The sequence below is a fragment of the Paenibacillus pseudetheri genome (genome assembly GCF_924513355.1).
Lineage (GTDB): Bacteria > Bacillota > Bacilli > Paenibacillales > Paenibacillaceae > Paenibacillus_AQ > Paenibacillus_AQ pseudetheri.
In genome coordinates this window covers 1-19,341 of the sequence record NZ_CAKMAB010000048.1, presented here as the reverse complement: position 1 = coordinate 19,341, position 19,341 = coordinate 1, and the positions used below count along the sequence as shown (strand labels likewise).

The following is a 19,341-nucleotide window of genomic DNA, read 5'->3' as shown; positions in this document are numbered from 1 at the left end:
AAAAAGCCACGTCCTAAGGACGTAGCTTATTCGTTAACGATTACTTGCTTCCCAGCGCGCTACTTCTTCACGAACACGAGGGGCTACTTCCGTTCCCAGCAGTCTAATCGCCTGCATAACATCCTCATGAGGCATTGTACCGTGGGGCATATGTAAAAAGAATCGCGTAATTCCCACATGCTTGCGAAGATGAATGATTTTGTTAGCAACGGTTTCTGGATCACCTACGTACAGAGCGCCATCAAAGCTGCAAGCTGCATCATAATCGGAACGATGATATGGGGGTGTCCCTTTTTCCTTCGCCCGCACATTGGTCCGAGCATGCGTTGAAGGGAAAAATTTCTCCAGTGCTAACTCATTAGTCTCTGCAATAAACCCGTGTGAGTGTGAGGCAATAGGCAGGCTTGAAAGATCATAACCGGCTTCAGCCGCTGCTTTTTTGTAGAGCTGCACATGCTTTGCATAATCAAGCGGCTGAACATTTCCAATAATAGCTAAAACAAAAGGTAAACCTAATGCTCCAGTACGGATCGCAGACTCTGGACTACCTGCACTCCCAATCCAAATCGGTAACGGATCTTGAACCGGACGCGGGTAAATCCCCAGATTATTTATGGCCGCCCGATGTTTGCCGCTCCAGGTTACTTTTTCTGACTTTTGGATGGCTAACAACAATTCCAGCTTTTCATTAAAGAGTTCTTCATAATCTTTCAGATCATAGCCGAATAATGGAAAAGATTCTGTAAACGAACCGCGGCCGATCATAATCTCAGCACGTCCATTCGAAATACCATCTAACGTTGCAAAATCTTGAAATACACGTACGGGATCTGCTGAAGACAGAATCATTACGGCGCTGGTCAACCGAATCTTCGAAGTCAACGATGCAGCCGCAGCTAACACCACCGCAGGTGATGAAGCCGCATAATCATGACGATGATGCTCGCCCACTCCGTATACATCTAGTCCCACCTCTTCGGCAAGTACAATTTCCTCCACTACTTCACGTAGTCGTTCTGCATGACTTATTGTCTCACCCGTTTGGACATCGGGCGTTGTCTCGACAAAGGTACTTATTCCAAGTTCCACTTTTCATTTCCTCCTAATGTCTGCACGTTGCATTATTCTCTGGATGTAAATGTTTGAATATTCATAATTACATTTAATCAAGAAACCCATTATAATAGGATTCCCCGATAATTCCAACTTTTTCACTTCCCCTTTCACTATAGATCGGACTGAGGCGCCGTTATTTTAATCTATTGCGATGTAATAGCCATTTACCAAGAAAATATTAAAAACCACTAATCACCAGTAAAACGGTAGGTTAGTGGTCAATCTTTAACTAGTTTATGTTCCCTATACTCGAGATTATGGGCTTATCCAGCGGTTTCGGGGGTTTTGTCTGATTAATTCCAATCCCGACTCGACCGAACACAAAGGCTCCGCCTGGAATACGATTCGCTATGTTCATGATGATCGCCGAGCCTACCACACATCCGACAAATTGGAGCAACACACTGAATAGTCCAAGGTTTTGCAACCCGAACGAAGAAGGGAGTTTGACAAATAAAGCCAACAACAACGGGTGAAGCAAATATATGCCGAAGGAGTATCTACTGCTCCACTCCAGCACACGCGGCACTTTTTTCAATGAAGAAGCCACTGTGAAGAGTAGTAGAATCATGCTCATGGCGAAAAGTAACATATCAATTCTCTTGGAGCTATGGGCCGTAATCCAACCTTGCCCATTCACGAATAACACAAGCGCACCTGTTACAACTGGAAGCACGTAGACAGCTAAACGGAACTGTTTTAATTTTTCCCGGAACCAAGCCTCATTTCGTCCCAAGTAATAAGCCACAGTGAAGTAGAAAATCCACCCTGGAGAGAAAACCCAATACAATTTATCCCAAATATATTGAGCAGCTACCGTATCTACGGGTTTAGTGAAATTGAAAAAACCTAAGTAAGCCACATTTATAACGAATGACGCAATCAGTATAGAGCGTGGAGTGAATTTTTTGGCATACTTTTGAAATAAGAGGAACAAGGCATAAAACTGAAAGATAATAAGGATAAAGTAGCCATGAAAATCGCCAAGTAACCAATGACGCCAGAGGAAGTACCAAAAAGCTTGAAAAAGCGGAATCCCCTCACTACTCGCCATATCCAATCCTTTTAACCCTGCGTACAAAGCTCCGAAAAAAAAGTAAGGAAGCAAAATATACTTGATCCGTTTCTCCCAAAATTTCGCGGGAATTCCATCCGGGTATGCAAAAGACAATACGAATTGGGAGATAAATACGAATACCGGCGTACCAAATGTAAGCAGTAGACCCACTGACTCTACCCAAGGCGTGTTACCATCGTCATAGACTCGGTATAAAGCATGTAACAGCGCTATACTTAAGCAGGCTATACTACGCAGAACAAACATTTCCGAATTTAATTTTCGTTCCATGGGGATGACCCCTTTCGATATTTACGATTAATGATCCACAGCACTGCCTATAGTCAATCGGGCTGCAATCGTCTTCTCTAATCCCTGGTGAAGATGATGGTGAGGAGACCAGGACAACAGCTCGTTTGCTTTCCTATTGTTTAAGTAGCTGTGAAGAATATCTCCCGGTCGATCCTGTTCATAGATTGTCTGGGATTCCCGACCTGTAATACCGTTTATCATCTGTACAATCGTATTAATGGAGGTCGCCACCCCGCAGCTAATATTTATGATCTGATTATCCGTATTGTCATCTGTACAAGCCGCATTTACAAACGCCTCTGCAACATCCTCAACATAGACAAAATCCCTGGTCTGTTCTCCATCCCCATAAATCACAAGCTCCTTGCCTTGCTTTATGCGATCAAGAAAAATGGAAACGACACCTGCCTCACCATGCGAGCTTTGTCGAGGTCCATATACATTCGCAAGACGAAGAATGGTGTACTTCAGCCCATGCATGCTGGCAAACATCCGAATATAAGACTCAGGAACGCTTTTTGATACCCCATAACAAGATTCAGGATTTAAGGGATGTTTCTCGTCAATGCTCAAATATTCAGGATTACCGTATACAGCGGCCGACGAGGCGTACACGATCTTTTCAACCTGATGGGCCTCACACATCCGCAGGACGTTTAGTGTACCAACAATATTCACATTCGCATCAAACAATGGATTGCGCTGAGATTCTCTTACGTCAATCTGTGCAGCCAGATGAATGACCACATCCGGCTTCTCACGGCTAAAGACTTCACCCAGTGTCTCGTCCCGAATATCGTACGGATATAAAAGTGCGGAAGGATTTCTATAGAAAGAGCCAGAAGCACCCGATAGATTATCTACAATTACAGTTTCGATCCCTTCTCTTATAAGCCGATCAACAACATGTGACCCAATAAAACCAAGCCCCCCAGTTACTAATACCTTCAAATAAAAAAACTCCTTTCGCCCTTTAATAGTGCTCTTTGTACCGTGCATCTGTAGAAAAGTTCACATAAAATACTTAAGAAGAAACGATGTTGCCATCCTTTATGGACGACAACCGTTACTCATAGAAATATAGGGATGACATTCAACGTGAAACTTAGCCTTATATTTCAAATTAATAAATAAAGGAGTGAAGTATATGGCAACTGCACCTATTCCAGATAATTCTGTAACTACGTCCGTTATTGCGGATGGCGCGGTCACTTCTATTAAATTAGATCCTGAGACTAACGGTTACGTGAATGTTCGATCCTATGGAGCTACAGGGAATGGCACCAAAGATGACACCGTCGCGATTCAAAATGCAATTAATGCTGGAAATGCCAAACGTAAGGTTGTTATTTTCCCGCCTGGTGTATATAAAGTCTCTTCTGGCCGCATGCGTAATCCTTCCAACCTTGAATGGTGGTGCCTTCGCATTCCAACCGGAACTAACCTGAGCTTTGAAGCAGGGTCTAAGCTGTTATTGGCTTCTAACCCTCCATCAGATACAAGAGTACTTGTCATCTTAAACGCATCTAATATCACGATAACGGGCGCTCTCGAAATTGATGGAAGTGCTTCGACAGTGAAATCAAACGTCAATGATCAGCTTCACGGCTTGTTTATTTCTTCTGCGAAAAATGTATCCATCGAATCGGTGTACTCCCATGATTGCTACGGTGATAACATCTTTATTGGAGGTACGGAAGAAATTCCATCCGTTAATGTGCAGATTGGGTATGCGCGCTGTGAAACGGCTGGCCGAAAGAACTTCGTCATCCATTTTGTAGATCAACTTTATGTTAACAGAGCCGTCCTAAACAACAGTCGTGGTGGAGCACCTAGCTTCACTGGAGCCAACTCTCTAGACTTGGAACCCGATGAATTCAAAGGAACTCGCAGCTTCTATCAACGCTTCGATTCCTTGACTACCATTGGTTTTGGGAATGATCTGTCTGCAGGGCTTACAGATGAAATCGCTAGACTTTGGACCCTCGACATCGGTTCACTTGATATGCGTGTTAGTGGATCAGTGAGTCCTGCTATACTGTCTTATGGACTGACGCTGAAAATCAGTAACTTATTTATTCGTTCCACCGATCATAAAGCTAGTTACGGTCTACAGACGATCTATTCACAATTTATTGATATCGCTAGTGCGAGCTTCGATGGCATCGGAGGTCCAGCGATCTTTGCTGCGTTTAATGCTGCTGGAGGTAAACCAAGGCTGCATATCGGATCGTTAGGAATGTACGGATCAGGCTCCACTTTAGCTAGTGGAGTCCGAATCGACGGAGGAGATCTTTATGTGGGGACGATGGATGCACAGGATCTAATAGGCAGTACTTTATACTTGTTCGCTACGGAATCAGACACGATGGTTACTGTCGACAATATGATTGTCCGCAACTGCGGGACCAATCAAGTCGTACTAGCGTCATCTTATGGTACAGCTAAGCCCTTCCTGCACCTGAACAATGTAGCAGTGTTTGATACCCGTTCTGTAAAGGTAAAACGCATTCTGGAATTCGAAACCTTGGTTGCCATGCAGGGTACTTCTCTTGGTACTTTGTATAATCCGTATGCTTTAACTGAATGGTTCTCTACCTATGACAACTTCAAACGGGCAATCCGACTCGTTGGTGGAACATTACTTCCTGCAGTATTTATCGTGGAAGGATCGCCTGAGGGAACGATTACCGCTCCGATTGGCAGTCTGGCTATGCGAACAGATGGTATAGCGAAAGCCACTTTTTATGTGAAGGAAAGCGGAACCGGTGCTAACGGATGGATCGCTAAGTAATTTTTCAGCGGTTCTGAATACAAGACTCTATCGCATCCATTACGCGTACCAGATCATCATCCGATAAAGAGCTACCGGAAGGTAGACATACACCTTTTGTAAACAATTGATCAGATACACTATGTCCCTCCATGTATGGATAATAGAAGGCGTTCTCGAACAGAGGTTGCAAATGTAGTGGTTTCCATACAGGTCTAGCTTCTATATTGTTGAATTCCAGGCACTTTAAGAGTTGATTAACGGAGAAGCCTGCGATCTCTTCATCAATCGTTAGCGCGCTTAACCAGCGTGTACTGCGACAATTTGGCGCTTCCGGCATGAAATGAAGACCCGGAATGGATCCCAATCGATCTGAGTACACTTGAGAAATATATCTACGTCGTTCGACTCTTTCCTCAAGTAGCTCCAGTTGCCCTCGTCCTATGGCTGCCAATAGGTTACTTAGCCGGTAGTTATAACCCATTTCGGAATGCTGATAGTGTGGAGCAGAGTCACGAGCTTGGGTAGACCAGAAACGGGCTTGATCTAATGCATCGGTATCATCCGACACAAGCATACCTCCACCTGAGGTTGTAATAATTTTATTCCCGTTGAAAGAATAGATTCCGAAGCGGCCCCATGTACCACTAGCCTTTCCGTGATAAAAGGCACCTAGGGATTCCGCAGCATCTTCTATTAGAGCAATACCGTAACGATTCGCGATTTCTACAATTGGCTCCATGTCTGCACTCTGCCCGTACAAATTGACAACTACGGCTGCTTTAGGCAGCATCCCTCTATCATTCAAATCCTGGCAGGCACGCTGAAATGCTAGTGGACACATATTCCATGTCTCTGGTTCTGAGTCTACGAATACTGGTGTAGCCCCCAAATACAAAATAGGATTGGCACTGGCTACGAACGTGAGCGTCGAACAAATCACGCAATCTCCTTGAGACACACCAGCAAGACGTAGTGCGAGATGAATTGCCGCTGTTCCAGAGCTTAACGCAAGTGCGCCCTTTGAACCTGTATACTCGGCCATCTCCCGCTCGAAAGCATCAACTTGTGGTCCGATGGGAGCGATCCAGCCAGAGTGAATTGCATCCTCCAAATAAGCCTGTTCACGTCCACTTACATGCGGTGGGGATAACAAGATTCTTGGTAGAATGCTTGGTTGACGAATACTCATGCCTTGCTCCTTTCTCCATTTGGATGCTTTAATCCAGATGGAATACATATCTTAATGACTTACTTCAGAGCGTGGTCCATGATATTTTGATTCAATAGAGATGGATGCCGGTAGAGCGGAAAGTAATTCCCAACAACCCCTGTGTCACAGAGCGCAATCATACGTTCATATACCTCGGGGAAAAATATCCGCTTACCTAAGTAATAGTCCAGTGGCTTTAGTTGGGTAGCAAATCTTAGCTTGAATTGAAACAGTTCGTCATTGCCCTTATATCCCCCACCGAGATGGAATTTTTCGTATCCATTCTCAATTCCCCACACGGCTGCTGCGTGGATGAGAAATTTGGTGGGTGACCACTGCAGATAAGAACGATCCCAACCGCATAAGTGATAATGCATCCATGGTCGATCAAGGAGTACAATGCTGGCCGCTACAGCCTTCTCCCCATCCATCGCCTCGAACAGCGCTACCCGTCCATCTGGTAAAAGGCTTGTATCTTCTATAAATTTCTGAGGAAAATAATAAAAGGGATCTGCTTGTAAATCATTTAACGTACCGTAATATAATTCGGTGAAAGGCTCGATTCGATCCTTAAGATCCGACTTTCGGATGGTGAATGGGGCAGACTTTAATTTACGGATATTTCTTCTATGATTGCTGCCATAATTCTGAATCAGCACTGCCTCTGAGCCAACTGTCAAATCCATATAAGCTGTATTCCGATTAAGCTCCGTAGTAAGCCCTTTTTGGTATTCAGCGGCATTGCCTATGAAAGGATGGAATCTTACAAACTCGGTCATGATCTTTTTCTCTTTGCAGTAAGCTGTGAACGTTTCACTGAATTGTCGATACAACTCCGTTCGTTCCGCTCCTATTGGCACATTAGATATTGGCCCCCCGTATCCATAAGGTGTGCTGATGTCATACCATTCTCCTTCAAGTCCCAGCTGGATGACTGCGGGAAGATGGCTAATGGAGCGAAGTAAGTAAGGATAAATGATGAGCTTCTCACCCTGCTTAAAAACAAACAGCTCTGCCTGCTGGTGATCATCATCCTCAAACAGCCGACAAAAATCTGCAGAGAAATAAATATCCTTCCTATCCATCTGATTCAAATAAGCATCCCATTCTTCAGAATGCGAGCTATTAAGCACAATGAAATCACTCATACGTCACCTCCTAAAAGCTTTGTTAGCGTATGCTTCCTTGAGGTCCTTCGACAAAACTTACATCGGAAGCATTCGCCGCTAATCCAATATCTTGATCATACGTATACTTTCAGTGCTTAAGCTTAGCGCAGGGTCTCTCTCTCGTAAAAATGCATCGGATGAAAGCAATAACAGCTTTCTCTCCCGGTCTAGTTCGAGTAACACATCCGTTAGTGGATACCCACCGTCCCACTCCCCACGTTGCAGTTGGATGCGAAAATACTGCTCGCCGAGCCGACCCACAACTGAAGTCTTCTGCTTCGTTCTAATCCTAAATGAAGAAAATCCGTATTTTAGATGATGTGCCTCTGCCATTGGGTATTCATCTATAATGTAAGTCACTTCTTCATCATCTATATCCGCTCCAGCAGCAATAACATCTGCGCTAGCCGTTAATGAACGATCCAGATCCCTCACATACCAATAAGTACGTCCTTCTTCTACAAAGCCAAGGCGAAGGTACCAAGCATGCGCCTGTTCATTCCATGAGAACACATCCAGTACCAACTTCTTAATATCGTCCCTCTTGGCTAATTTCTCTCCGTACGCCATGAGCATTCCGCCAATGCCATCCTTGCGAAACGCCGCATCCACGTTTAAATTATTCAGAACCAACATTTGTTCCATTCTTCGCCATTCCGCGAATCCAATGAGCACTTCTCCAAGATAGGCCCCAATCAACAACGTGGCTGAATGAACTCCACACTTACAAGCCGCTTGTAGATATGCAGGATAACCCGTACAAGCAAATATCGTTTGATTGTACACATGCTCCGGTAAATTGCTCTTCAAGAGCCGGCATGCATGATGTATATCGTCTTCATGCAGCGGTCTAAACTGCACACTCATGCCTGGCCCTCCTTTTTATTCAGCCTATACTCATCCAAAGGTAGGCTATGCCGACCTGGATTGGCTACAACATCATCTTGGCGAATCACCTTCAAGACGGTTTTACATAATATCAGCGCATCAAGTCTGAAGCTTAAATGCTCGACATAGGTGACATCATACGAAAGCCGGTCTTTCCATGACGAAGTATTGCGTCCCGACACCTGTGCTAATCCTGTAATGCCTGGTCTTACTGAGAAACGCAGCTTCTCCTGTTCGGAGTAGTAAGGGCTGTATCGCATGAGCAAAGGTCTTGGGCCAATCAGGCTCATTTCTCCCTTTACAACATTCACCAATTGCGGTAGTTCATCCAGACTAAGCTTCCGGATGACTCCACCAAACTTGATGTATCGTCGCTCATCTGGTAACGGCTGACCCTGCGTGTCATACAGTTCAGCCATGGTCCGAAATTTGTAGATGAAGAAGGGTTTCTCTCCCCGTCCAGGTCGCTGTTGCTTGAACAAGATTGGGCTTCCAAGCTTCATTCGAATCAACAACGCCACCACAGCCATGACTGGACTAAATATACATAACATAACGATCGCTCCTACAAGATCGAAGCCTCGTTTCATATGGCGATACATGTTAGTACTCCTCCCGCCTTTCTCTTAATCCGTAAAAAGACGTTCCTTAAGTGAGTTCACCTGTTTTAAATCAGCACTCCAGTAGTACACCTTAGTTTTGACTAGCGGATCAGGACCAAAACTGTTGTTACCTGGAATCTGTTCGTATTGAAAGTCCTCAGAAGTAATCCCCTTGAATAACCAGGCTAAGCTGAGTAGATCACTGTCGCTGAAGCTTGTATCGATAATGTCTTTCTTTTCATGGAGTAATAATCCCGCCAGATCCGGAAGATGCTCAGGGCTCAACAGCTTATTGGCCACAGCTCTAACGATATTGAATTGCTCCTCTTGACGACTAAAGTCACCGTTTGGAGTAGAATACCGCTCCCTGGCAAGGTAGAGTGCATGCACGCCATCCAGATGCTGTTCGCCTTTTTCAATGGTAATCTCTGGGGTTATTGTGACGTCCTGATTGATTACCATGTCGATCCCACCGATTGAATCGATGAAATCACGAACTCCAGAGAAATTCGTCTTGATGTAATGATGAATGGGAATATTCATAAAGTCGCTCACCGCTTGAATGAGTGTCAGCGTTCCTTGCTCATTCCCACCTTTGGACTCACCAATAATATGAGCATGATTAATTTTGGTATATCCAACATTTTGTACATAAACCCTTGTATCGCGCGGTACAGAGACTATGTTTACCTTCCGCTGTTCCGGCATTACATGCACAACCATGATCGTGTCCGCACGAGAGATTTCCCCACCCCACGTATCTGTTCCAATTAATACAACATTAAAGGATGAAGTTTTTTTATCGGTTGCACCTGGCGATGCTGTTGGTTCAGTCGATGGTAGTACCACGCCATCCGAATTTGCTGGACTTCCCAGAATCCCATACGACTGCGTCTTCCCCGCAGGGACTGCAGAAATTTTAGGTATCGTCAATGGATTAAGGACAGCCTTTTGAAATCGCTGTTCAGCATTTAATACCCCTCTAATCCAAATGCCACCAATTACAATCACCATCAGAAAACCAATCAGGGCGAATCTTCCAATTCGCCGCATGAACATTTGCTTTCTTGTGAATTCCTTGTCACTCTTACCTCGTAAACGCAATTTCTTGTTCCATCTACTCATAAACGACTTCATCACTTAGATCCCCGCATGAACTTCGGATTTGATCCGGTCAAGCTCATGAGTAGCCACCTGTGGTTCTTCCTGAAAGCCCGAATAGCTTGGAATAAGCTGCTTTAATAATTTCTTAATCTGATAACTGCTTGGCACAAATTCGTACCGTTTGCACAAATTCTCCAGAACGCCAAGGACCAAATTCAGTTCGGATCTAGATACACTTTGAGGATGACTGATCATGATGCGATAGTTATTCGTAACCATCAATCCTTCCTCTTCTGTCAGGAGTTCCTCAAATAATTTCTCTCCAGGACGAATGCCCGTGACCACGATAGGGATATCTTTATCAGGTTCTAAGCCCGACAGACGTATTAAGTCTCTCGCTAGATCGTATATCCGAACCGGTTTACCCATATCAAGCACGAACACCTCGCCACCTTGTGCCAGTACGCTCGCCTGGATAACCAATTGCACTGCTTCAGGGATCGTCATGAAATACCGCACCATATCCATATGGGTAACCGTAACCGGGCCACCGCTCTCAATCTGTCTTTTGAATAACGGAATAACACTCCCCCGACTACCGAGAACATTACCGAAACGTACAGCAGCAAAAACCGTCTTGCTAGATGAATTCTGATCATTAATAATCATTTCTGCCGCTCGCTTCGTAGCTCCCATGACACTTGTTGGATTAACCGCTTTGTCCGAAGAGATCAGAATGAAACGCTTAGCACCATATTTGGCACTCGCTTCCGCTACATTCCTTGTTCCGATCACGTTGTTCTTTACCGCCTCCACCGGATTCATCTCCATAAGGGGAACATGTTTATGCGCAGCGGCGTGATACACAATCGTAGGTCGGAAATTCTGAAAAACACTATCGATCCGCGACACATCCTGAATGTCAGCTATGATGGGTTGAATCTTCTGATCAGGATATAACTGGCGTAGCTCTTGTTCAATCAGGTAAATGCTGTTCTCACCATGACCAAGCAGCAACATTTCCTTCGGACGATATGCAGCTAGCTGACGGCATAGTTCTGACCCAATGGAGCCTCCTGCACCCGTGATGAGAATGCACTCACTCCCTAAATTCTCACGAATCTCTTCAGTATTAATCTCAACAGGAGTTCTACCCAGCAAATCATTTACGGACACTTCACGGATTCGATTAACTGCCATTTTCCCATCCAAAATTTCAGTCATACTAGGCATTAGCTTAATCTGTGCTTTTGTTGATTTGCAGATCTCAATAATCTCCATTAAGTCATTATGTGGCGCTGTCGGAAGGGCAATAATAATGAAAGCAATGTCCAGCTGTTTCACGGCCTCGGGAATGAAATTCCGATTACCCACAATCGGCAGCCCCATTACTTCCAGCTTTTGTTTGGATGCATCATCATCAATGAAGGCGACCGGATGCATAAATTTGAACCTTGAATGCTTGATATCTTTCGTAACGAGAATTCCTGCTTTACCAGCTCCAACGATTAAAAGATTACCTTCGAAGGCATCCTTCACACCCGTTGTCTCAAACCCATCATTTAGAAGACGTTTAACCATTCGTAACCCGACAATGCCCAGAAACACATAACCCGCTGCAAAATAAATAGAAATCGGTAGTCGATAGGAAGGAATTACTGCATGGGTGGATACGTTGGCAACAATCACTCCAACTAGGGTTAATACACTCACTTTTAGAAGCTGCAGCAACTCTCTCATTCCGGTGTATCGCCAGATATTGTTATACACTTTGAATCCAAATGAGAAGGCCGCATACACCGCAATGTGAATCAATATTGCCCACGGAAGCATCCACACGTACATCTCAGGGATTTGAAAATCAAACCGAAGTAAAAACACAAGCCACACTGAAGCCGCAATAATCCCTGCATCCAACATGACCAAACGGACGATCCGCATTCTCATCACTTCTTTCTCCCTAATTAACTAAAAGTTCATTTACTCTCCCTTTAAGTGAGAGTGAATGGTTCAATCCCCCTATAGGCTCGCATGCATTTCAGACGGAACCCGCTTTCTTCCCTCCTTATTTAGCGCTTCTATATAGATCGAGTCCATTTCACGGAGCACCGCAGGCAACCCGTAACGAATGATCCTCTCCTTGTTTGCTTCTCCCATTGCCGTAGTTAATGCTGGATCATCACGTAATTGAGTAAAAGCCTTAGCGGTAGCGGTAATATCACCAACAGGAACCAACATGCCTGTTGACTCATGTTCGATCAAATCATGAATCCCCCGAATATGCGTACCTATAACGGGTTTTCCTACTGCCATCGCCTCCATAATCGCCCGAGGTAGCCCCTCGCGATAGGACACAAGTGCAGCAACATCACACGCTCTAAGCAGATCCGGAATATCTCTACGGTACCCAAGCATATGCACCCGATCACTGACACCTAGCCGATTAGCAAGTTCCAATAGAGTCTGTTCGAACGGTCCTGTACCCGCAAAAGCCAGATGGATGTTGCCTGCTTGAGACCCCAACTGACCCAGCGCTTCGATCAACTGCTTCTGATTCTTGTTGGCATTTAGTTCAGCAACGCATAGGATGACGAAGGGAGGTTCATCATGGTCACTCTTCGGCAGATCAAATAGTTGGCGTCGCCTATCTGCCTTCTCCGTCTCAGCTTCAGGAAGATCCTGTTCACTGCCGTAAACCTGGAGATCAAGTCCTACACCACTCACATAGGTCACTTTTTTCCGGACAGAAAATTTCTGGGCGCGTTTATAATCTTCTCTATTTATGGTGATCAGCACATCTGTCCAGCGAGCCATTAACCGTTCAAGCGGATAATAAAGCATCCAGTTCAGGAGAGGAGCTCCCTTGAAAAAATGAAAGCCGTGAGCTGTATACAATGTGCAAGGTACACCTGCTCTATGAGCCGCAATCCGTCCGAGAATCGAAGCGACTGGCGTATGTACATGGATGAATTGGAACCCCTCCTCCTTGAAGCTATCCGTTAATATGCCTAGTGCCGCCCAGTTCTGCATCTGTAAAGGGCTACGCTGAATGGGCACATCATGGCACACAATCCCCTTCTCTTCTAACCGCAATCTCGCTTCTCCGGGCTGCGCATAAGCATGCACTTCACAGCCCTTTTGCTGCAATAACGCCATGTAAGGTAGATGGAAACTCTCAAAATGCCCAAAAATGGAGGCTACAAAAGCAACTCTTACCGGCCCACATTCTTCAGCATGTATGCTCCCGAACCTCTTGTTATTGCGCTTGTTGCGCTTGTTCTGTTTCTTGTCGTAGGTTACGACCCGTTGACCTTTCAGTTCCCTTGGTTCGATATCGCTTCACTCCTTTCCATCCCGTATTCGTTAGTCGGATGCAAGCTGCGTTCATAGCCATCATGAACCACCAATACCGCTGGAATAAGGCTTCAATACCCATCGAAAGTCCAATCATCGCTGCATGAGACAGCAGTAATGCCATAATGATCGGTCTATTCACCCTATCTGCTGCGCGATAAGAACGGATCCCAACGATGAAGAACCAGATCATGAATCCTCCGTACACAATCAAGCCCAATAAGCCAAATTCTGTCATAAACCAGATCGGAGTATTATGGATAATAATCCGCAGTTCATAGTTATAGCTACCGAGTCCAATCCCTAGTAATGGACTTTGAGCGATCCACTCCACTGCCTTCCCAATGATGTCAAGGCGCGACTGAATCTGCGAGGGTCTACTGGCCATATTCCCAAGCACATCCAGATAAGCTGTACCTTTATACAACAGCAGTGCTCCAAACGCGACGCTAAACCCCATGCCGATCTTGAGAAGTCGAGAAGGATTAGTCAGAAGTAGTGTAAGCAGGACAAGGAACAGACCTATCCATGACGAACGCGAAAAAGTCATTATTATGCCCCCGGCTAAGGTTATCGTCGCTAGCGTACTCACCCATCCCCTAAGCAGCTTCACCCCGTCTCCGCTCGTCATGATATGAATGGCAAAAGCCGTTACTAGTAATCCGCCGTATGCATTCGGATCAATTAGCATCCCGGAGAGACGACCGTCCTGCACCATAAACGGAACCTTGACTCCACTAAAAAAATCGAACAAAGCGACACCATTAAAGATCAGCACACTGATCAAAAAAACTCGTAGCATTTTATATAACCGACCCCAACTGTCTACAGCTTGAACAAGCATGATATAAGTCAGCAGTAGGAGTATAAACCCAAAATCTTTTTGCAATAGGGCATATTGCGTAATAAATCCATTGCGCCAAATGGATACAAATGAAGCGAGGACGAAAATAAACAACATCCCCCAATGCCATGAACTAAACTGCCTCGGGTCCAATCTGAGGTGTAATCCAGCTGCAAACAAACCAAGTATTAAAAAAAAGTCAGAGGGTGCCATTCGAAACGCACCACCAAAATCAATTTGAGCCGGAAGGCAGATGATGTAACCCATAACCGCAAATAAAAATAAATTACGCATGGTGTAGGGTCTCCCTACAACCGATAAAGATGTCATACAAGCCCCTACTTTCCTAAGAGAAATGGCCACTATGCGGCTAATTCTCGTTGTACCTGTTTCCTTGCCTGACGGATTACCAAGAAAAGTACGATCACACTGCCTATCATCTGAACGAATAAGGCCAAGCTAGCCCCCACCGCAGCACCTATCACCCCGAAAATAGGCACGAATATTAGGCAAGAAAGTCCATTAGTGATCACGGAACACAGAAACAAGGGAATCTGTGCTTTGTACTTCCCGGTAGCCGTTATGGCATACCACAGGTAAGACGTTATAAATACCAATAGGGTAGAAACGAGCAACCAATGAAATAAACCTATCTCTGCAGCTACATCTGGACTGAATAGAAGAGTTAGTAGCTGATGACCAAACATCCACCCGATCAAACAAGCGATCGCACTAATTCCTATACCCATTGCAATCATTCGACTGAGTAAAGAGACGAACTCCTTATGTCGTCCGCTAGCGTGCCAACGGGCAAGACGTGGTGTTATCGCTTCACCGAGTGCAGTAACAACAACATTGCAGGCAACGATCATGTATGAGAGCGTAGCGTATATGCCTAAGTCATGTTCTCCTTTAAAATATGAAATCGCGTATAGTGGGATATTTGTATTTAGTGACATCAACGCCAGCACCACGCCAAGGGGTGAGCTTACGAGCAGCAAGCCCCATAATCGTCTTTTGTTAAAAAGTGGCCTGAGCGACGTGTGCACTCTTGCTTTGCGAGCATCATATCCAATGGTTAGTGCTAACCATCCGATAATCATGACTAATAACGCTAGAATGAGACTCTGTGTAGGGATAAATACGAGGGCGAAGACAAGTATGGAGAACAATCCTTTAGCTGCTCTCGAGAAAGAGATTTGATCTAGCCTTTCCTGCTTCTGAACGATACCCAATAAAATATCGCTGACCGACTCAACAATTCTATACAATCCGATGAAAAATATGACTAAAGTTGTATTCCAATCAAAACCACTGAGGATGCAACAACCTGCTGTAACCGTGAACGCAACTGCGGTTGTCACGAGACGAAGGCCAAAAAAATCTCCAAAAAAATATTTCCCCGAGGTATCAACGATCAAGACCGAACGCAGATGCAGATGCGACAGCATGAAGATGGGAGCAGTCACCGCAAGCCCTAACGAATATTGCCCAACGATTTCGGATGAGCCAAATTTATTAAGCAAAATTACAATCACGAATTGAGCGCCTGCGTATGTGATATTTCCGAATAAATAACGAAGAGAAGCAAGTGTCATAATGCGTTAGACCAACCCTGAAGTTGAGGCCCAATCGGCAAAATCTTCACCGCGAATCTTGTAACGTTTGCTACTTTTTCGATAATTCAAAACCGCTCCCAAAATATGTGCTCCTTGCTGCTCAAGGATCTGTTTTGCAGAATTGGTGTGCTTCAAGAGCACTTTCCCGGATTTTACAACTAACAGTACCCCCTCGGTCATCTTTGCCAAGATAAGGGCATCTGAAAAAGGCATTAGCACCGAAGAAGAATCGATGACTATCGTATCAAATCTCTCACTAAGCTCTGCGAATAACCTTTTCATTCCTGTTGATCCTAGTAAGTCGGCTGGATTGGGGGAGATCGGACCCGATGTCATTACAGAAAGTCCTTCTGAATCCTCAATAGGAAAAATACAATCATCCACACAGGTTTGATCCACTAGGATACTACTTAGTCCGATCCAATTGGGTAGATCAAACGCCTTATGCACCGTTGGCGTGCGCAAATCTCCATCAATTAGAAGCACGGTTCTACCCGTCTCCGCCATGGCTATGGCCAAGTTCATTGCTACTGTTGACTTACCTTCATCTGGAAGCGAGCTTGTAACTAATAAAGAACGGATTTCTCCACCTACTCGGGTATAGCGAATATTGGAACGTATCGTACGGAATTGATCTCCATTAGATGACTTCGGTTGTTCCAGGCAATACAATTTTGGCGTTTTCTTCTTCATGTTTGCTGGCTCCTTCTACTGAATTGGATTTCGACTTCGACCGCCGTTTCCGTGGCTTCAGTTTCCCCACCGTTCCCAGAAGCGGAAGCTGCAAATCCAACTGAATGTTTTTGGCGCTTCTCACAGGTTTCTCTGCCAATTCCCGCAGAATAGAAAACGCGACCCCAGCAATCAATGAAAGTCCGAAAGCAACGACTATATTAAAGACAGGCTTGGGGGAGATCGCTTCAAAAGGAACCTTGGCTCGGTCGAGAAGCACAACATTTTCTACCCCCATAATCGCTTGGATATTCTCGTTGAAGGCCTCCCCAAAGCCATTAGCAATATTCGTAGCGCGCTGAGCATTAGAATCTGTCACAATTACCGTTGTCACGAGGGACTCACTACTTGTTCTGGTCTTAACTTTTTCTAATAGTTTTTCAGGGGTCATGTTTAATTGCAGCCTTCTAACGACCTCTTCAGCGATTCTGCTGCTTCGAATAATTTCCCCGTACGTGGTTACTAGTTTTTGCCCAGCCATAATGTCATTAATTGCTTTCTGCTGCCTGTCCCCTTGAATAAGAATAGAAGCTGTCGCCTCATATTTTGGCTTCAAAACATAGTAGCTTACAAAGCTAGCGAGACCGACCGCAACGATACATAACACAATGATGAACAGCAGCCTACGTTTCACTAGTTTCAAAATGCTGCCCAGTTCAAATTCCATCGTTCATTTCTCCTAACAGTTGATGTATTTTTCGTCTTCTTCAACAAGAAGTATTATTTTATATTCTTATTCTCGTCCGCCCAATATATGTCCAATGTAAGTTGAAAATATATTTCTTCTTTTTTAATAGATCCTCTCGAGCTTTCTATTAAATGCCACACAAATAGGCAGCCTTCCAGTAAAATCATACTGGTAGACTGCCTAATTAATTCAATGCTTTGCTCTTCAAATTTATTTAAACGATGATTTTTGAAAACCTCTTAAGAGGCATTTTTGCGTTTCAGGATATGATAGACATTGCTAAGCATCCCCGACAGAATACCGGCAATCGGGAATACAGCCCAATTGACATCCCAGCGCTGATAGACAAAACCTGTGAACAAGAAGATCACTGTCGCCAAAGGCCACAACAATGCCCCCACAACTCCAATAAATCGGTCCTCTTCCTTCTTCTGTACAGTGACTTTCGAATCCTCCAGCAGCTTCGTAAACGCGCCCTGAATGTTTCCATAATAGATAAACAGGAACACTGCCACTGCAGCGATCAGTAGGAAGGCCGCGACTCCATAAGGAGTGTAGTCATCACTGACAAATGAAGTTGCGAATATAAAAGCTAACGACAACACGCATATGCAAACTCCAGTAATTAGAGAAAGGCGGTAAGTCGGGGCGAATAGGGCTTGGCTGCGCTGAAGTGACGCTTTGAGTGAATAAGGCAGCTGAAAGCCTTGCTCCAGACTCTTGAAGCGCTCAAGTTTCATTCCGCTATAGATGAACATTCCCACCGCAACGGCTACGAGCATGGACATTCCAACAAGCCCTAACATCGAACCTTTATCAGCTAGAATAGCATTTTTATTTTCAAACAGTGTATCAAGACCAATCAGAAGCGCCACCCCACACGCGCAGAGAAAAACGCCGATGCCGGTCCATAACCCTGAGCTACGTCTGGCAGCCATATAAGTATAAGCCTCTTCTTCCGTCAGCACGGGCATATTCACAACCTGCTCCGATTCGACAGGATGGATACCGAGCTCAGCGGTCAACTCCTCAATGTTACCGAATTCCGATATAACGATGCCGATCGCTTCATTCTCCGACTTACCATCACGCTTCAACTCCTGATACTTCTCCTCCATCCCGAACAGCAGCTCCTGCTTCAGATGTTCGAGTTCTGGGGTTTTTGGCAGACTAGCGAACATATTATCCAGATATACTACAATCGTCTCCATGCTCTATCACCACTCCCTGATAAATTGGTTAACAACTTCCTGAGTAACCTTCCATTCCTCACATTTCTCCTTGTAATAGGCGAGACCTAGCGGAGTAATCCGATAATACGTGCGCCGCTTGCCGAGACTCTCATCTTGGAAAAAGGATTCAATGTAACCGTTCTTCTCTAACCGAGTAAAAACGGAATACAATGTTGTCTCTTTCATAATGTACTTCTCCTGCGTCAGCTGTCTGATGTTTTTGGAAATTTCATACCCATAGGATTCTCCATCCAGCAGCATGTAAAGGATCAGCGTATCATTGTAGCCACGTATAACATCACTGCTGATCAAAAATGGTATACCTCCTCGATTACTTCATCTGTCGTAGTAGTTGCAGTATATCACAATTACTACGACAGATGAAGTAGTTTACGGGAAAATAAGAAAAAAATTCTAACCAATGTTAGGATACGGATAGATAAGCATGCTTGTATGATCTAATTGACATTCTTTACAGCCTTATCCCATAGCGAAAAGACGCTATCATCGGATAATCTGATATGCTCCCATCATAGTAGACAGTAGAAAAAACAAAAATTTCTACTGCTACAATGATGGGAGTTTTTCTAATGTCTAAAAGAAGTCCAGCCTCTTTAAAAGTAAAATTACATGTCGTA

Annotated in this window: 17 protein-coding genes; 1 reads left to right on the top strand and 16 read right to left on the bottom strand. The window is 44.6% G+C overall.

Translation table 11 applies throughout. The features are described from left to right. Positions 1 to 33: 33 nt before the first annotated feature. From L1028_RS27235 to L1028_RS27225, 3 genes are all read right to left on the bottom strand, one after another. Positions 34 to 1,089 carry an LLM class flavin-dependent oxidoreductase gene (locus tag L1028_RS27235; protein WP_234541084.1) on the bottom strand — a complete coding sequence of 352 codons (1,056 nt, stop codon included), beginning with the start codon at positions 1,087 to 1,089 and terminating at the stop codon, positions 34 to 36. A gap of 256 nt (positions 1,090 to 1,345) precedes the next feature. Next, complete coding sequence (locus L1028_RS27230) at positions 1,346 to 2,464, bottom strand: acyltransferase family protein (RefSeq protein ID WP_234541083.1); 1,119 nt, start codon at positions 2,462 to 2,464, stop codon at positions 1,346 to 1,348. 27 nt (positions 2,465 to 2,491) lie between these two features. Then, entirely contained in the window at positions 2,492 to 3,436 is a 945-nt protein-coding gene (locus L1028_RS27225) for an NAD-dependent epimerase/dehydratase family protein (protein WP_234541082.1), read from the bottom strand. Between the two features lie 196 nt (positions 3,437 to 3,632). On the opposite strand from L1028_RS27225, the gene L1028_RS27220 reads away from it, so the two are divergent. Continuing rightward, entirely contained in the window at positions 3,633 to 5,279 is a 1,647-nt protein-coding gene (locus L1028_RS27220) for a glycosyl hydrolase family 28-related protein (RefSeq protein ID WP_234541081.1), read from the top strand. A 4-nt stretch (positions 5,280 to 5,283) separates the two neighbouring features. Here L1028_RS27220 and L1028_RS27215 read toward each other — a convergent pair whose 3' ends face one another. The 13 genes from L1028_RS27215 to L1028_RS27155 form a co-directional block, all read right to left on the bottom strand. After that, positions 5,284 to 6,450 (bottom strand): DegT/DnrJ/EryC1/StrS family aminotransferase, encoded by a 1,167-nt coding sequence (locus tag L1028_RS27215; protein ID WP_279306923.1) that lies wholly within the window; start codon positions 6,448 to 6,450, stop codon positions 5,284 to 5,286. Positions 6,451 to 6,509: 59 nt separating this feature from the next. After that, complete coding sequence (locus tag L1028_RS27210; protein WP_234541080.1) at positions 6,510 to 7,619, bottom strand: GNAT family N-acetyltransferase; 1,110 nt, start codon at positions 7,617 to 7,619, stop codon at positions 6,510 to 6,512. A 78-nt stretch (positions 7,620 to 7,697) separates the two neighbouring features. Beyond that, positions 7,698 to 8,507 carry a GNAT family N-acetyltransferase gene (locus L1028_RS27205; RefSeq protein ID WP_234541079.1) on the bottom strand — a complete coding sequence of 270 codons (810 nt, stop codon included), beginning with the start codon at positions 8,505 to 8,507 and terminating at the stop codon, positions 7,698 to 7,700. Next, complete coding sequence (locus L1028_RS27200; protein WP_234541077.1) at positions 8,504 to 9,130, bottom strand: sugar transferase; 627 nt, start codon at positions 9,128 to 9,130, stop codon at positions 8,504 to 8,506. Before L1028_RS27200 ends, L1028_RS27205 begins: the two co-directional genes overlap by 4 nt. Positions 9,131 to 9,154: 24 nt before the next feature. Further along, positions 9,155 to 10,267 carry an LCP family protein gene (locus tag L1028_RS27195; RefSeq protein ID WP_234541076.1) on the bottom strand — a complete coding sequence of 371 codons (1,113 nt, stop codon included), beginning with the start codon at positions 10,265 to 10,267 and terminating at the stop codon, positions 9,155 to 9,157. A gap of 3 nt (positions 10,268 to 10,270) precedes the next feature. Beyond that, a complete protein-coding gene (locus L1028_RS27190; RefSeq protein WP_234541075.1) occupies positions 10,271 to 12,181 on the bottom strand; it encodes a polysaccharide biosynthesis protein in 1,911 nt (636 codons plus the stop codon). A 72-nt stretch (positions 12,182 to 12,253) separates the two neighbouring features. After that, positions 12,254 to 13,426, bottom strand: a complete 1,173-nt coding sequence (locus L1028_RS27185) for a glycosyltransferase family 4 protein (protein ID WP_279306924.1) — start codon at positions 13,424 to 13,426, stop codon at positions 12,254 to 12,256. Between the two features lie 64 nt (positions 13,427 to 13,490). Then, on the bottom strand, positions 13,491 to 14,726 hold the full coding sequence (locus L1028_RS27180) for an O-antigen ligase family protein (RefSeq protein WP_234541073.1): 1,236 nt from the start codon (positions 14,724 to 14,726) through the stop codon (positions 13,491 to 13,493). Between the two features lie 68 nt (positions 14,727 to 14,794). Beyond that, positions 14,795 to 16,030, bottom strand: a complete 1,236-nt coding sequence (locus tag L1028_RS27175; protein WP_234541072.1) for an oligosaccharide flippase family protein — start codon at positions 16,028 to 16,030, stop codon at positions 14,795 to 14,797. A 6-nt stretch (positions 16,031 to 16,036) separates the two neighbouring features. After that, positions 16,037 to 16,744, bottom strand: coding sequence for a CpsD/CapB family tyrosine-protein kinase (locus L1028_RS27170; RefSeq protein WP_234541071.1), 708 nt, complete (start codon positions 16,742 to 16,744; stop codon positions 16,037 to 16,039). Further along, positions 16,692 to 17,450 carry a YveK family protein gene (locus L1028_RS27165; protein WP_234541070.1) on the bottom strand — a complete coding sequence of 253 codons (759 nt, stop codon included), beginning with the start codon at positions 17,448 to 17,450 and terminating at the stop codon, positions 16,692 to 16,694. Before L1028_RS27165 ends, L1028_RS27170 begins: the two co-directional genes overlap by 53 nt. 260 nt (positions 17,451 to 17,710) lie before the next feature. After that, positions 17,711 to 18,682 (bottom strand): permease prefix domain 1-containing protein, encoded by a 972-nt coding sequence (locus L1028_RS27160; protein WP_234541069.1) that lies wholly within the window; start codon positions 18,680 to 18,682, stop codon positions 17,711 to 17,713. A 6-nt stretch (positions 18,683 to 18,688) separates the two neighbouring features. Further along, entirely contained in the window at positions 18,689 to 19,015 is a 327-nt protein-coding gene (locus L1028_RS27155) for a PadR family transcriptional regulator (RefSeq protein WP_234541068.1), read from the bottom strand. Positions 19,016 to 19,341: the final 326 nt, after the last annotated feature.

What these genes read in the sequence shown, in the direction of transcription:
- L1028_RS27230 (WP_234541083.1), bottom strand. Translation starts at nt 2,464, where the DNA reads ATGGAACGAAAATTAAATTCGGAAATGTTTGTTCTGCGTAGTATAGCC.
- L1028_RS27220 (WP_234541081.1), top strand. Translation starts at nt 3,633, where the DNA reads ATGGCAACTGCACCTATTCCAGATAATTCTGTAACTACGTCCGTTATT.
- L1028_RS27215 (WP_279306923.1), bottom strand. Translation starts at nt 6,450, where the DNA reads ATGAGTATTCGTCAACCAAGCATTCTACCAAGAATCTTGTTATCCCCA.
- L1028_RS27210 (WP_234541080.1), bottom strand. Translation starts at nt 7,619, where the DNA reads ATGAGTGATTTCATTGTGCTTAATAGCTCGCATTCTGAAGAATGGGAT.
- L1028_RS27205 (WP_234541079.1), bottom strand. Translation starts at nt 8,507, where the DNA reads ATGAGTGTGCAGTTTAGACCGCTGCATGAAGACGATATACATCATGCA.
- L1028_RS27200 (WP_234541077.1), bottom strand. Translation starts at nt 9,130, where the DNA reads ATGTATCGCCATATGAAACGAGGCTTCGATCTTGTAGGAGCGATCGTT.
- L1028_RS27195 (WP_234541076.1), bottom strand. Translation starts at nt 10,267, where the DNA reads ATGAAGTCGTTTATGAGTAGATGGAACAAGAAATTGCGTTTACGAGGT.
- L1028_RS27190 (WP_234541075.1), bottom strand. Translation starts at nt 12,181, where the DNA reads ATGAGAATGCGGATCGTCCGTTTGGTCATGTTGGATGCAGGGATTATT.
- L1028_RS27180 (WP_234541073.1), bottom strand. Translation starts at nt 14,726, where the DNA reads ATGCGTAATTTATTTTTATTTGCGGTTATGGGTTACATCATCTGCCTT.
- L1028_RS27175 (WP_234541072.1), bottom strand. Translation starts at nt 16,030, where the DNA reads ATGACACTTGCTTCTCTTCGTTATTTATTCGGAAATATCACATACGCA.
- L1028_RS27170 (WP_234541071.1), bottom strand. Translation starts at nt 16,744, where the DNA reads ATGAAGAAGAAAACGCCAAAATTGTATTGCCTGGAACAACCGAAGTCA.
- L1028_RS27165 (WP_234541070.1), bottom strand. Translation starts at nt 17,450, where the DNA reads ATGGAATTTGAACTGGGCAGCATTTTGAAACTAGTGAAACGTAGGCTG.
- L1028_RS27160 (WP_234541069.1), bottom strand. Translation starts at nt 18,682, where the DNA reads ATGGAGACGATTGTAGTATATCTGGATAATATGTTCGCTAGTCTGCCA.